Raw genomic sequence first — 13,312 nt, 5'->3', positions numbered from 1 at the left:
ACAAAAGTTCACAGGATTGTCATAAATAATGATTACAATAATAAATAATCTGTAACCCGATTATTTTGCATAAGTAAGTTTAATTTAAAAAGGTGGGGAATGACGTGGACTTTAACAACAATAACCATTATAAAGACTATAACGCTTATCATGACTATCCGTACAATGGGGAGCGGCCGCAGAGAAAGAAACCGGGGATCATGGTTATTGCGGTTGTCGCGATCATCAGCGCCTTGTTGGGCGGGACGGCCTCTCTCACTTTAGCCCCGGTAATCTATCCGGAAATCATGAGTATCCAGAACCAGAGCGGCAGTTCGGCTAACACGAATTCACTCGTCACAACCTCGGCGGTCGCGAATACTTCGACGAGTACAGACGGTAATGGCAACACGTATCCGGTGGTAGAAATTTCGAAAAAAATAGGTCCGGCTGTCGTGGGGATTGCCAATTTCCAGAGCGGCGGTAATATATTTGGCCGGTCAAGTGAGCTTGCCGAAGTAGCCAGCGGATCGGGCTTTATTATCGATGCGCAGAAAGGGCTTATTGTGACCAACAATCACGTTATTGAAGATGCCGAGAAACTGGTGGTAAGTCTCGCTGACGGGCGTAATATCACAGGTAAACTCGTGGGAGGAGATGCGCGGACAGATCTGGCCGTTGTTCAAATATCCGCCGACAAACTGACTGCAGTCAGTCTCGGAGATTCCAGCACACTTCAAGTCGGAGAACCTGTGGTTGCGATTGGGAATCCAGGTGGAGAAGATTTTGCCCGCTCTGTGACGACGGGTGTGATTTCAGCGACGAACCGTTTTTTGGAACTGCAGGGAGAAGCAAGTTTTAATCTGATTCAGACCGATGCGGCGATCAACCCCGGAAACAGCGGAGGACCGCTGGTAGATTATCATGGAAAGGTCGTTGGCATTAATGCGGCGAAGAATCAAGACACCGGCTATGAAGGAATGGGCTTTGCGATTCCGATTACGGATGCCTGGCCGACGATCCAACAGCTGATCAAGAAAGGCTATGCTGCTCATCCAGGCATTCTGGTCTCGATCGATGAACGGTATACTGTTGAATGGGCTTCTCAGCAGAGCTGGCCTGCTGGCGCCTATATCTCAGCGGTCTCAACCGGAGGGCCTGCCTATAAAGCCGGGATTCGTGCCGGAGATGTCATTACCAAAGTCAATGGTGTTGAGATCACCAGTTCTCTTGAAATGACCCATGAATTGTTTAAATTTGAGGTCGGAGATACGGTCACCATTACCTATTATCGTCAGGAGAACACAAAAGACGTTAAGGTTACACTGGCAGAATTAAAATCCTGAGCAGCCAGCCTTAAGCTTCACAATTTCTCCTTTATCGATTTGAGCAGAAAGTCCCTCACTTTTTCTTGATACATGGCGTGTGCGTCCGGATTCTTGGCGGCAAACCGCGTCATCTCATAGGCCAGTTCCTTAAATGTTTTGTTCAGGGTGTCGTATAAAAATGCGATTTTGTTGGCTTCCGCCTTGTTATGCGCTTCCGTAAGCCCAGCGCTCATTTTTTCGATATTTTTATAACCGATCCTTTCCTTGAGCTTATCATAGGCCGCCTTCCCGTTCTCAATCTCCTGTTCGAGTTTCTGTTTGGTCTGCTTCAGATGATTCGTTTCAGCCTTCAACTTGTCGCGCTCTGCGGTTAACTCAACATTCTTGCCTTTTTCGTCATCCAGCTTTTGACGGACATCCTCTTTTTCCTGTAGGGCCTGATCCCGTTCCTCAAAGGCCCGGTCTTTGTCCTGCCGGGCTAGTTTCCAGTCATCAACAGCCTTTTTCAACGCTCGCGTGCTCAGGCCTTCGGCATCCATTTCGACAAGGAACTGAGCCCGGTCTTCCGGCGGGAGTCCCAGAAGAATCAGAGCCTGAGAGGAGGTCAAATTCGGCAGTTCCTGCGCCTGCGCGTCGGATTCGGGTAAAGAGGGCTGATTGCTCCCGTAGGCGCTATAAATACGCATAAGCCGATCAGCCGTAATCTGGGAGTAGCTCACCGACTCTTCCAGCCACTTGCCCCATCCGCCATGCGGAAGCAGGTCTTTGGCTTCCTTCAGCACAACGCATGTCCCAAATTATTCAACGTTGAATAATTTGGGACATGCTTCATTTTAATGGTAACTTTTGGACAAGCAAAATCATAAAGTATAGGGACATGCCGGTAAGCACGGCTTGTCCATACGAAAGAAAGGTGGCGAAAGGAATGGCAGTTGTAGCGGTACCTTTGAATTCGGCGCTGGTCGTAGCCTACCAGGAGGGTACTAATTCCGCTGGCGCCCCGATCAGCAGGCAGAAAAGCCTGAGTTATGTACGGCCCGACGCTACGGAACAGGCGCTTTTCGAGGTTGTGCAGGCTTTATTCGGACTGTCGCTGCATCCGGTGCTCGACGTGATACTGCGCAAGAACTTTGAGCTGATCATGGAGTGACCGGCAGGAAAATCCGGGGAGAGGGGGTAAGAAGCCCATGGCCATTACCACAAGCAAAGTGGCAAGGTTAAGTTTTGCCACCGCCGGCGGGAAGACGTTCACCATTACGATTCCTGATCCGCGGGAGGACCTGAATCAGACCGAGGCCCTGGCCGTTATGAATACGATTGTGGAAAGCAATATATTCATGACATCCAGCGGAGCCCTGACAGGTGTACGAGACATCAAGGTCATCGATACGACTACCGATGACTTATATGACCCGCCTCAGGCCTAAGCGCCGGCATCAAAGCCAGCCCTGATGCGACCGCGTTAAACAGAATTTTTGATATTCTGGTGTTACCAAATCAACTGTAAAAGGAGCATCGCTGAATACGAATTCAAGTAATTAGCGATGCTCCTAAATAAGCAATTCTTTTACAAGAGCTCGTTTCGATCAGCTATCAGGATCGGAATTCCTGTACCAGTTTTTCAAACGCAGGAATGGAATTTACAATGGTATCCATACTTACGCAGTAGGAGATCCTGATATGACCGGGACAGCCAAATCCGCTTCCTGGGACAAGCAGTAAATTATATTTAACGGCTCTTTTGACAAATTCAACATCGTCCTCAATCAGTGCTTTGGGGAAAAGGTAAAAGGCTCCCTGTGGTTTGACACATTCAAAACCAAGCGCAGTCAGATGCTCATATAAATAATCTCTTTTCTTTTGATAATCTGCGGTATCTGTTTTGACGTCCAGAGAATCACCGATAACTTTCTGGAACAATCCGGGAGCATTGACAAACCCCAGCGTTCGGTTGCAAAAGCTTAAGGCGTTATTCAGCACGTCAGCGTCTTTAATTCTGCTGCTCGCTGCAATATATCCTATTCTCTCTCCGGCAAGGCCGAGTGATTTACTGAAGGAATTGACAATAATGCTGTTTTCAAAAATCGATAGGATGTTCGGAATTTTCATCCCGTCATAGACAATCTGGTCGTAGGGCTGATCGGAGATAATATAGATGATCGTACTGTATTCGTTTTCTTTTTTCTGCAGGATTTCTTTGATTTGTTCCAGCTTCTCCTTGCTGTAGACAATGCCGGTTGGATTATTCGGGGTATTGATGACAATCGCCTTTGTTTTGGGCGAAACCGCTTTTTCTAGGGCATCCAGGTCCGGCTCGAGTGTCCGGGGATCCGGCGGCACAATGACAGGTTTCCCACCATGGTTATCCGTATAGAAAATATATTCCACAAAATAAGGTGCAAAGATAATTATTTCTTCACCGGGATTCAGAAGTGCTTTCAGGACAACATTCAGCCCACCGGCAGCCCCGACAGTCATAATGATATTATCTTGTGTAAGTCCGATCTGGCTGTCACTCCGGAGCGACTGAGCAATTTTTTCTCTGACTTCGGGATAGCCGGCATTGTTCATGTATTTATGAATTCCTTTATAATTCCCGGTGACATAATTTTTCAGAGATTCAATGACCTCTTCTGGCGGCTCAGAAAAGGGATTGCCCAAACTGAAGTCATAGACGTTTTCGCGTCCATAAATTTTGGCGAGCCTTTCGCCTTCCTCAAACATTGCTCTAATCCAGGAGGCATTCTTTAAATTATTGATTACTTTTTCCGAAAACACGCACATTTCTCCTTTAGGACATTCATATTGTTACTGGTATTATTTTACCTCATTTCATCTTGACAAAAAAGTCTATTTGTTGAAGTCCGGCAAAATGTCCGTATCGATGAAAAAAATGTCAAGAATAAACGAAAACAGGAATATAGAAGAAAATGTCGAATTTTACAGTTAATCAGACGAGAAAAGATTAGAGGGATTAAAATGTTCTATGCCTATTTAAATGATCAGGCTGCAGTCATTATTATTTTATGTTTTTCTTTTCTGAATTTGGCATTTGTATTTACCATGAACAAGGAGAAGAGTTTTTCGGCTCTTTTTGGATTCAGTTTTATTGCGCCGTTTCTCTTGGCGCTGCTTAGTATAGCATATCCTGATATGGTACTGCGTATAAAAGTGCTTCATCATACAAATTTTGCTTTTCTCTGCTTGTTGCTTATACTGATATTATCGTGGCGGTGGAAGAATTACGCTGCATCTGCCGCTTTGAGCGTGATTTTCCCGTTTCTGGTACTTTTCACGGTCATGAATGCGGACCACCTGCCGGTTATTCTGACGATGACGGAATTCTTAGGCGGAGCGGCTGTCGTCCTGGCCGCCGGCATTATTATATTGCTGCATAGATTCCTCGGTGAAAAGCAGATATCATTGACCTGGGGAGTCATATTTATGGGTTTTGGACAGCTGCTCCAATATGAGTTTCCTACCAATTCCTCTTTCTTGATTCCGTTATGTCAGTTTGCCGGGTACCTGCTGTTTTACTGTTATATCCAAAAAACATTAAAGGAGCCGTATCGTTTAAAATTGGCGAACGCTGAAGAGAAGCTAGTGAACATCAATAAAACCATCAACTACGAAGTAAAGAGAAAAATGCTGGAAATGGAATTGCACAATGAACACCTGCTCAACATGGTCCAGAGAGATCCCCTGGTCGATGCATATAATAAAAAGGGGATTATGAATTATTTTAAAAACCTGATTGATGATCCCAAGACAGGCGAATTCACTCTCATGCTTTTTGACATTGATAATTTTAAAAGCATTAATGATAACCGGGGACATGTCGTCGGGGACATGGTTCTCAAAAAGGTCGTAAGTATTGCCAAGGAAAATATCAGGGAGTTTGACATACTTGGTCGTTACGGCGGAGATGAGTTCCTGGTCATTTTGCCGAAAACTAAAATAACGGATGCCCTGATTATTGCCGAACGGTTCAGAAAGAGAGTCAGTGAAGAACCGGATATTTCGGTTTCTATTGGATTGGCTGCTTATCCGGAAGATGGCAGGACAGCCCAGAATCTGATTGAGACCGCCGATGCTGGCCTGTATCAGTCCAAAAGGGTCGGTAAGAACGCAATAAACCATGTCGGCTCAAAGATCTGAATTTTCACAGAATATTAATCGGTTGTTCACGAAATGTACACATTCATTCCTTAGAATATCATCCAGGGATACAATCCCTCCTGAGACAAATAGAATCATGGACTGTTGGGAAAACCTAAAGGGGGTTAGGCAATGAATGCAGGGAATATACTTATCGCAGACGATGAAGCCAGAATGAGGAAACTGGTTGCTGATTTTTTAAAAAAGGAAGGGTATACCGTCATCGAAGCGGAAGATGGGAAACAGGCCCTGGATATTATTCATTCTGGACAGCATATCAGCCTGGCTATCCTGGATGTCATGATGCCCGAGACGGATGGATGGACGGTATGCAGGGAAATCCGAAAGAGCGGCCAGACTCCGGTCATCATGCTGACGGCAAGATCTGAGGAATCGGATGAGCTGTTCGGTTTTGATCTGGGCGCAGATGAATATATTACGAAACCTTTCAGTCCGCTGATCCTGGTCGCGCGGGTGCAGGCCCTTCTTCGCAGAACCAGCGATCCGAAGGCTAGCGTTAAAAACCTTGACGGCCTGGAGATTGATAAAAACAGGCGAGTTGTAAGTATTGACGGAGAACGGGTAGATTTAAGCCCGAAGGAATATGAACTGCTTTTATATCTGGTAGACAATGAAAGCCTGGCTGTATCGAGGGAACAGATCTTGAATTCAGTCTGGGATTACGATTATTATGGCGACGCCAGAACTGTGGACACCCATATCAAACGGTTAAGGTACAAATTAGGGATCAAAGGAGACTTTATTCAAACCGTCAGAGGACTGGGATACAGATTTGAGATAATCTGAATTTGAGGTAATTCTAATGAAATCATCAATCAAACTAAAACTATTCACTGCCATAAGTTGTCTGACCCTATTGTATGTTTTGCTTTCGTGGTTTTTAAATGACCAGTTTCTTGCGAAGTATTACTACTTGAACAAGGAAAGCACCTTGAAGGAGTACTACCATGAGATCAATGAAAACTATGATGGCGAGCCGTTCGATATTTTACTCAATCTGGAGAAAATTGAGAGGACCGAGGGCCTGAACATTACGATTCTTGATTCATCCATGTATATCAAATATATTTCTTCATTAAAAGAAGAAGAATTTTTCATGAGCCATTCAAAAAGCCTGGAGGCTCGGATTATTCGTTTATTCCTGATATTACCATCCTTAAAGATGCCCAGAATTCCACGCAGCCTGTGATTGTTAAATCCACTGACCGCAGACTGAATTCCGATTTTATTAATCTGGTTGGACGGTTAAATAACGGAGACTATCTGTACCTAAACACTCCGGTCGTCGCGATCGAGGAAAGTGCGGCAATTGCCAATAAGTTTTCTCTTATTACGGGTTTGTTTATTATGGTTATCGGGGTGCTGATCGTATTTTTCTTTACAAATAGATTTACCAAACCCATCCTTCGTCTGAATGAGATCGCCCAGGCCATGGTCAAACTGGATTTTGGCAAAAAATACCCAGTGCGGACCTACGACGAAATTGGCGAACTTGGGTCAAGCATTAACTCGCTTTCCACCCAATTGGAGAAATCGATCAATGAACTCCGGCAGGCCAATGAAAAGCTCATGGAGGATATCGAAAGAGAAAGAAAAATAGACGACATGAGAAAAGAATTTATTTCCAATGTTTCACATGAGCTAAAGACGCCGATTGCACTGATCCAGGGTTATGCCGAGGGACTCAAGGTCAATGTCAATGAAAGTGAAGAGGATAAAGACTTCTATTGTAATGTGATCATTGATGAAAGCGCCAAGATGAATAAGCTTGTCAAACAGCTCCTGGAGTTATCGCAGATCGATGCGGGCTACACCCGGCTGGAAAAAACAGATTTTGACTTAAACGAACTGGTTGAATTTGTCCTCAGAAAGAATATGCTGCCGATCAAAGAGAAAAATATTCAGCTGACCCAGGAAATTCAGGATAAATTTACGGTTAATGCCGATATCGACAGGATTGAACAGATCATCGTGAACTATCTGGTCAATGCGATCAATCATGCAGACCAGCGCAAAGAAATTAATGTCAAGCTCGAAAAAACAGGACAAAAAGCCAGAGTAAGCGTTTTCAACTCCGGCACTCCCATTCCGGAAGAAGCTCTGGATAAGATTTGGACCAGCTTTTATAAGGTGGACAAAGCAAGAACCCGCTCTTATGGCGGCACAGGCCTTGGCTTGTCGATCGTCCGGGCCACTCAGGAACAGCATGGCAATGCATATGGGGTTCAAAACGTGGAAAATGGCGTCGAGTTTTGGTTTGAAGTAGATCTAGCGGAATAACCAAGAAAAGAGGAATTTGTGAGTGAAAAAGAAGTTATTAGTTGTGGGACTTGTTACCTTACTGATCGTGTTGACAGGGTGTTCGGCAAGTACTTCTTCGACGGCGACGGACGACACGGTAACAGCACAGATGGAAAGCACACAGACCGAGGGAGTCCGGCCAACCCGGCAGATGGATTTACTCGGAAAAGTGGTCAGTGTGGGTGAAAAACAACTGATTGTCGCAGAACTGCAATCTTCGGATTCTTCACAAAGCGAACAGAAAGCAGCTCCGCTGGAACAAGGAGATACGAGTGCAGGAACTTCGCCGGCACGGGAAATGAATGATAAGGCGACCGGAATGAACTATACAATTGTCATTGCTGAAGATACACCAATTTTTAGTAGAACGGCGGGCGCAGATAGCGCTCAGGAAACCAGCATTAATCTGAGTGATTTAAAAGCAGGCGATATCCTGAGAATATGGGTGAAAGAACTGAATACTTCAGAAGAATCCAACGCAGTATACGTGGAATTAACGTCGCAGCAAACGACGTAAGTCAGAATATGCTTTGCGAGAAGGATTTTGGTTTGTTTGAATCAAAAAACTGAGGGATGTATCCAATCAGAAGGATGCATCCCTTTTAACACCGATTTATCCCAAAACGGATTGCTTGCTTTTAAAGGGATAATGGCGGAATATAGAGAATAATACAAACGGACAAACGTATGAGCTTAAGTTTATCATTGTCAGAGGTGCCCGGGTCGGGGAATCCGATGTTGCGCCAGTGAATCTTCCGTGATTGATATATTGGGATGATATGGAGAGATATAAGAAGAGACATATAAAGAGATGGAACAGATTATATTTCAAGAGAGAGTAGGATGAAGTATGAAAAAAATTGCTTTGGTCACTGACAGCACTGCGGATTTGCCGGACGAACTATCGAAAAAATGTCTGGCCCATGTTATTCCTCTTAAAATTCTATTTGGGGAAAAAAGTTTTGTGGATGGAGAAATTAGCCCCAAAGAATTTTATCGATGTCTAGAACAGGAAGAAGAGCTTCCGAAAACCTCTCAGCCTTCCCCGGAACAGTTTGTTTCGTTATACTCGATGCTTCTTGAAGAATATCAGGAGGTTATTTCCATTCATATTTCTTCCGGCTTAAGCGGTACGTTGAACGCGGCCCATCTGGCCAAAGAGAAAATAAAAGGTGCCATTCATCTAGTGGATTCTAAGACCATAAGCCTCGGTCTGGGCTTGATGGTAATGGAGGCATCCAAAGCTATCAAAGAGGGTTTGGAATCAGTTCAAGTTTTGGATAAGCTTCAACAGGCCAGAAATAGCATTGAAACGCTTTTTACCTTAAATACGCTGGAATACCTCCAAAAAGGCGGAAGAATCGGCAGGGTATCAGGGTTTATGGGGACACTGCTGAATATCAAACCGGTAATCCGGGTAGGTGATGACGGAGTTTACCAGAATTTTGGCAAAGTCCGGAGTCAGGAGAAAGCTTTAAAAAGCATTGTCAAGGCATTTCAGGACTTCGCTGGGAAAAGGACAAATATTAAATTTGCCGTTGCGCATGGAGCGGCTCCCCAGGCAGGACTATATTTGAAAGAAGAACTGGAGAATGCTTTTCAAAAACCGGCTGAGATGTTTGCGCAGGTTGGAGCCGTAATAGGTGCCCATACAGGACCGGGAACAGTTGGAGCAGCTATCCAGCTGGAGTAACCAGGTGACAATACGATATCTGTTTAGTAAATTTTCAAGAGAAAAGACTTCCTGCTGCCTTTTCGAAAGGCAGCAGGAAGTCTTTTCTCTTTTTTTATATGTTTTGACTACCCCATCATTTCGCCCATCCGCGAGACATCATAGCCGCCTAATCCCTTGATTTCCTTGCGGTAGGCTTCAGAACGGATAATAGCCAGCAGGGCCTGGAAATGTGGTTTATTCAGGTCTTCCTGGCGCATCACGAGGTCATATCTTTCCGTTTTTAGTGGAATAAAGTCAAGACCTGACACCTGCATAGCTGCTTTTTCAATGCCAAGCCCTACATCGGCTTCTCCCCGCGCAACTTTGCTGGCCACGGCCATATGGCTCATTTCTTCATCGTAGTAGCCATTGATCAAGTGATGTGGGATACTCTCAATACGCAATTTTTCATCAAGCAAGACTCGGGCTCCCGACCCGCGTTCGCGGTTAATAAACCGGACGTCCGGTCTGATCAGGTCTTTCCAGGATGTAATATCTTTAGGATTGCCACGGGAAATATAAAAGCCTTCCTGGCGATAGACCAGATTAATCACGATTGTTTGGTGTCCGGGCATAAGTCTTCGGATATAAGGAAGATTATAATCATCGGCATCACTGTCCCAGAGATGGACAGTAGCAATGTTGGCTTCACCCCTGTAGAGTGCCAGCAGACCATCAATGCTGCCGATATAGCTTCTTAAGAATTTGATATTCGGGTATTGTTTCAAAAGGTGACGGGTTAGAATATCCAGTATGATATCTTGGCCGCAAATAACGACCGTATCCGATATAGAGACATCAGGAGAACGGACGGATTCTGAAGAGTGCTCTAAGACTGGATAAGTAAAGACGTCGGTCGTCATTGAGGCACCTTTGCTTTTCTGAATATAGGCTTCGATATCCTTGTCCTCTACTCTTACCTTACGTCCAACCCGGTATGCAGCAAGATCCCCGCGTTTGATCAATTCATAGACGGTATACTTGGATATTTTAAGTTTCTGGGCTACTTCTTCAGGGGTATAGGAAGTGCTTTCAAGCAATGCCAGTCACCTCAATTTTAAAATAATATCATTTTATTATATCACAGGACAAAACAGTACTCAAAATGAAAGAACAAAACAATTATATTGGTCTATATTGGTTTTCAATTAATATTGAAGGGCCGAGTTATATATTGTATAATCATTTATATTAGTTTAATTGGCTTATGTTTGTTTATCTTGGATGGAGATAGGAAAGCAAACATATCATTTATTTTTAGGAGGAAAATTTAATGAAAAAAATGGGTGGAATTCTGATTGCGGTTTTGGTTTCATGTTTGGTACTTGTTGGCTGCAGCAGTTCGGGTAGTTCAGCAAATCGTACTGAACAAAAAGAAACGGTTCCGGTGGAGATTCTTGTATCAGCAGCAGCCAGTTTAAAAGATGCCATGACGGAAATAGAAACACAGTACGAAGGAAAAAACGCAGGGATTAATCTGACGATTAACTATGGTTCATCTGGTTCTTTGCAGCAGCAGATTGAGCAAGGTGCGCCGACTGATTTATTTATTTCAGCAGGAAAAAAACAAATGGATGCATTGGAAAAAGGGAATCTTTTAGCGGAAGAGACCCGGATTGACCTGCTTGGGAACGATCTTGTGCTGATTGCAGGGAAAAATAATGAAGATATTACCAGTTTTCAGGACCTTGCCAAGGCAAACAAAATCAGTATTGGTACTCCGGACAGTGTACCGGCAGGGAAATATGCTCAGGAAGCTTTAACCAGTATGAAATTATGGGACACGCTGCAAGCCAAATTGGTTCTGGCCAAAGATGTCATACAAGTACTGACATACGTAGAAAGCGGGAACGTTGATGCTGGTATTGTCTATCAATCTGATGCTCAGGGATCCGATAAAGTAAAAGTCGTTGCAGTTGCACCGGCTGACAGCCATAGCACCATTGTTTATCCTGCGGCTGTAATTGCCGGTACCAAGAATCTGACTGAAGTGAAGGATTTCTTAAGTTACTTAAGCAGTGGAGATGCTCAACAAATTTTTGGAAAATACGGTTTCAAATAAACAAATAAGAAGAATCATCAACATTCAGTGGAATTTGACAGCATGATAAATATTTAGTTGTTGATATTTAGTTGTTTTATATCTAAATAATAGGTATGATAATACATGCCCGAAATAAATATATTAAATTATCAAATTATGGCGAGCAGATTTTTAGTAGTAAAGGAGCGGTATGTTAACGCAGTATTGCTTAAAATCTGCTGTCATGTATTTCATATTTTGGCTTGATAGAGTACAGTAAATAGGATATTTGTTCTGCACGGATCAGGAGAGACGCTAATGAGCTTTGACTACACACCAATTATCTTATCCCTAAAAGTTGCAACGGCAGCAGTTATCATTGTTGTCTTGTTGGGGATCCCTTTAGCCGGTCATATGGCCAGACGAAATTTTCCGGGGAAGGATCTGGTAGAGGCTTTTGTCACTTTGCCGCTGGTTCTTCCTCCTTCGGTCGTTGGCTTTATCCTGCTTTGGCTGTTCGGTAAGAATGGGCCTTTAGGTCAATTTTTGACCGGTGTTTTTCATGTCAGCGTCGTGTTCAATCTGGCTGGAGCAGTCATTGCTGCGGCTGTAGTATCATTCCCTATGATGTATCAATCGACGAAAGCTGCAATGGAGGGAGTCGACAAAACGCTGGAGAATGCTGCCCGTACCTTGGGTGCAGGTGAGCTGCGCGTTTTTCTTACCATCACGATCCCGCTTTCCTGGCCGGGTATTGTCTCGGGGTTCATCCTATCCTTTGCGCGTTCTCTTGGAGAATTCGGAGCCACACTAATGATCGCAGGCAATATTCCCGGAAAAACACAAACCATGCCGATTGCGATTTATATGGCCAATGAAGGCGGGGATACTGCAACGGCGATGATTCTGGTTGTGATCATGACGGTATTCAGCTTCTTAGTGATCTTTTGGCTGAACCGTTGGTCAAAAAGGCAGCAAAAAGGATTTATTCAGGAAGAGGGGAGTGAGTAAGTAAGATGCTAAAGGCTAAATTTAATTTAACGCTTCGTCATTTTGAGCTTGAGGCCGAATTAGAAGCTGAAAATGAAATTCTGGTCCTTGTTGGACCCTCAGGCTCGGGAAAAACGACGATCTTAAAATGCCTGGCCGGACTGAAAGCTCCTTCCCAGGGGATCATTCAAATCAACGATCGTATCGTCTACTTCTCGGAGAATAAAATTAATTGTCCTTCAAAAGAGAGAAGGGTGGGATACGTATTCCAGGAGTATGCCTTGTTTCCTCATATGTCGGTCAGAAGAAATATCTTGTACGGAGTAAGCAAGGAAAAGCGTCATGCCAAACCGCGGGCTGCTGAGGAGATGATGGAGATGCTTGGTATTCTTCACCTCCAGAACCGTTATCCTCAGCATATTTCGGGAGGAGAAAAGCAACGGGTCGCTTTGGCCAGGGCATTAATGACCGAACCTGAGATCATGCTGCTTGATGAGCCTTTGTCAGCTCTTGACCAGGAAACGAGAAGCGGGCTGCAGCAGGAGCTAAAGAAAATCCAAAGCCAGTGGAAAATTCCTTTTGTTTTGGTTACCCATGATCTTGCTGAAGCAGAACTGCTGGGGGATCAGATCATCCGCATAGACAGGGGCCAAAGCATTTCCAATAGAAGACAAAGCTTTGGAGACATTAAAGGCTAAACCCTGTCACCTGTTCTTGAATAAATCGCAAAATCCTTCCCGCTAAAAACGGAAAGGATTTTTTATATGTTGCCAAAATGTTTATGAATTGTAAACCATC

Annotated in this window: 15 protein-coding genes; 12 read left to right on the top strand and 3 right to left on the bottom strand. The window is 44.2% G+C overall.

Features of this window, described 5'->3' with window-relative positions:
• Positions 1–104: 104 nt before the first annotated feature.
• Positions 105–1,325 carry a S1C family serine protease gene (locus DEHRE_RS12945; RefSeq protein WP_019224635.1) on the top strand — a complete coding sequence of 407 codons (1,221 nt, stop codon included), beginning with the start codon at positions 105–107 and terminating at the stop codon, positions 1,323–1,325.
• 17 nt (positions 1,326–1,342) lie between these two features.
• Here DEHRE_RS12945 and DEHRE_RS12940 read toward each other — a convergent pair whose 3' ends face one another.
• On the bottom strand, positions 1,343–2,089 hold the full coding sequence (locus DEHRE_RS12940) for a DUF3102 domain-containing protein (RefSeq protein ID WP_019224636.1): 747 nt from the start codon (positions 2,087–2,089) through the stop codon (positions 1,343–1,345).
• A gap of 143 nt (positions 2,090–2,232) precedes the next feature.
• Between DEHRE_RS12940 and DEHRE_RS12935 the strand changes: the two genes are divergently transcribed.
• Both DEHRE_RS12935 and DEHRE_RS12930 read left to right on the top strand, forming a co-directional pair.
• Positions 2,233–2,457, top strand: coding sequence for a DUF1659 domain-containing protein (locus DEHRE_RS12935; RefSeq protein ID WP_019224637.1), 225 nt, complete (start codon positions 2,233–2,235; stop codon positions 2,455–2,457).
• Between the two features lie 37 nt (positions 2,458–2,494).
• Positions 2,495–2,734, top strand: a complete 240-nt coding sequence (locus tag DEHRE_RS12930; protein ID WP_019224638.1) for a DUF2922 domain-containing protein — start codon at positions 2,495–2,497, stop codon at positions 2,732–2,734.
• A 166-nt stretch (positions 2,735–2,900) separates the two neighbouring features.
• Here DEHRE_RS12930 and DEHRE_RS12925 read toward each other — a convergent pair whose 3' ends face one another.
• Positions 2,901–4,085: a pyridoxal phosphate-dependent aminotransferase gene (locus tag DEHRE_RS12925; RefSeq protein WP_019224639.1), complete on the bottom strand. Its 1,185-nt coding sequence runs from the start codon at positions 4,083–4,085 to the stop codon at positions 2,901–2,903.
• Between the two features lie 201 nt (positions 4,086–4,286).
• On the opposite strand from DEHRE_RS12925, the gene DEHRE_RS12915 reads away from it, so the two are divergent.
• The 6 genes from DEHRE_RS12915 (at position 4,287) to DEHRE_RS12890 (ending at position 9,480) form a co-directional block, all read left to right on the top strand.
• A complete protein-coding gene (locus DEHRE_RS12915) occupies positions 4,287–5,465 on the top strand; it encodes a GGDEF domain-containing protein (RefSeq protein ID WP_019224641.1) in 1,179 nt (392 codons plus the stop codon).
• A gap of 132 nt (positions 5,466–5,597) precedes the next feature.
• Complete coding sequence (locus tag DEHRE_RS12910) at positions 5,598–6,272, top strand: response regulator transcription factor (protein WP_019224642.1); 675 nt, start codon at positions 5,598–5,600, stop codon at positions 6,270–6,272.
• Positions 6,273–6,288: 16 nt separating this feature from the next.
• Positions 6,289–6,675 carry a hypothetical protein gene (locus tag DEHRE_RS15420; protein ID WP_038603407.1) on the top strand — a complete coding sequence of 129 codons (387 nt, stop codon included), beginning with the start codon at positions 6,289–6,291 and terminating at the stop codon, positions 6,673–6,675.
• Positions 6,672–7,766 (top strand): sensor histidine kinase, encoded by a 1,095-nt coding sequence (locus tag DEHRE_RS12900; RefSeq protein ID WP_242836969.1) that lies wholly within the window; start codon positions 6,672–6,674, stop codon positions 7,764–7,766. Before DEHRE_RS15420 ends, DEHRE_RS12900 begins: the two co-directional genes overlap by 4 nt.
• A gap of 22 nt (positions 7,767–7,788) precedes the next feature.
• Positions 7,789–8,304 carry a hypothetical protein gene (locus DEHRE_RS12895; RefSeq protein WP_019224644.1) on the top strand — a complete coding sequence of 172 codons (516 nt, stop codon included), beginning with the start codon at positions 7,789–7,791 and terminating at the stop codon, positions 8,302–8,304.
• A gap of 333 nt (positions 8,305–8,637) precedes the next feature.
• Complete coding sequence (locus tag DEHRE_RS12890; protein WP_015044790.1) at positions 8,638–9,480, top strand: DegV family protein; 843 nt, start codon at positions 8,638–8,640, stop codon at positions 9,478–9,480.
• A 107-nt stretch (positions 9,481–9,587) separates the two neighbouring features.
• Here the strand turns inward: DEHRE_RS12890 and DEHRE_RS12885 are convergent, their stop codons facing one another.
• Positions 9,588–10,541, bottom strand: coding sequence for a helix-turn-helix transcriptional regulator (locus DEHRE_RS12885; protein WP_019224645.1), 954 nt, complete (start codon positions 10,539–10,541; stop codon positions 9,588–9,590).
• A 233-nt stretch (positions 10,542–10,774) separates the two neighbouring features.
• Here DEHRE_RS12885 and modA point away from each other — a divergent pair, with 233 nt between their 5' ends.
• The 3 genes from modA (at position 10,775) to DEHRE_RS12870 (ending at position 13,212) form a co-directional block, all read left to right on the top strand.
• On the top strand, positions 10,775–11,563 hold the full coding sequence (gene modA / locus DEHRE_RS12880; protein WP_019224646.1) for a molybdate ABC transporter substrate-binding protein: 789 nt from the start codon (positions 10,775–10,777) through the stop codon (positions 11,561–11,563).
• Positions 11,564–11,842: 279 nt separating this feature from the next.
• Positions 11,843–12,535 (top strand): molybdate ABC transporter permease subunit, encoded by a 693-nt coding sequence (gene modB, locus DEHRE_RS12875; protein WP_019224647.1) that lies wholly within the window; start codon positions 11,843–11,845, stop codon positions 12,533–12,535.
• Positions 12,536–12,540: 5 nt separating this feature from the next.
• Complete coding sequence (locus tag DEHRE_RS12870) at positions 12,541–13,212, top strand: ABC transporter ATP-binding protein (protein ID WP_026071816.1); 672 nt, start codon at positions 12,541–12,543, stop codon at positions 13,210–13,212.
• Positions 13,213–13,312: the final 100 nt, after the last annotated feature.

Source organism: Dehalobacter restrictus DSM 9455, from assembly GCF_000512895.1.
Classification (GTDB): Bacteria; Bacillota; Desulfitobacteriia; order Desulfitobacteriales; family Syntrophobotulaceae; genus Dehalobacter; species Dehalobacter restrictus.
Note: the sequence above shows the minus strand (reverse complement) of the source record. Positions and strands in the feature narration are given on the sequence as shown.

Bases quoted from the DNA above. Each gene is read 5' to 3' on its own strand.
- DEHRE_RS12915 (WP_019224641.1), top strand. From the start codon at position 4,287: ATGTTCTATGCCTATTTAAATGATCAGGCTGCAGTCATTATTATTTTA.
- DEHRE_RS12935 (WP_019224637.1), top strand. From the start codon at position 2,233: ATGGCAGTTGTAGCGGTACCTTTGAATTCGGCGCTGGTCGTAGCCTAC.
- DEHRE_RS12910 (WP_019224642.1), top strand. From the start codon at position 5,598: ATGAATGCAGGGAATATACTTATCGCAGACGATGAAGCCAGAATGAGG.
- DEHRE_RS15420 (WP_038603407.1), top strand. From the start codon at position 6,289: ATGAAATCATCAATCAAACTAAAACTATTCACTGCCATAAGTTGTCTG.
- DEHRE_RS12890 (WP_015044790.1), top strand. From the start codon at position 8,638: ATGAAAAAAATTGCTTTGGTCACTGACAGCACTGCGGATTTGCCGGAC.
- modB (WP_019224647.1), top strand. From the start codon at position 11,843: ATGAGCTTTGACTACACACCAATTATCTTATCCCTAAAAGTTGCAACG.
- DEHRE_RS12930 (WP_019224638.1), top strand. From the start codon at position 2,495: ATGGCCATTACCACAAGCAAAGTGGCAAGGTTAAGTTTTGCCACCGCC.
- modA (WP_019224646.1), top strand. From the start codon at position 10,775: ATGAAAAAAATGGGTGGAATTCTGATTGCGGTTTTGGTTTCATGTTTG.
- DEHRE_RS12870 (WP_026071816.1), top strand. From the start codon at position 12,541: ATGCTAAAGGCTAAATTTAATTTAACGCTTCGTCATTTTGAGCTTGAG.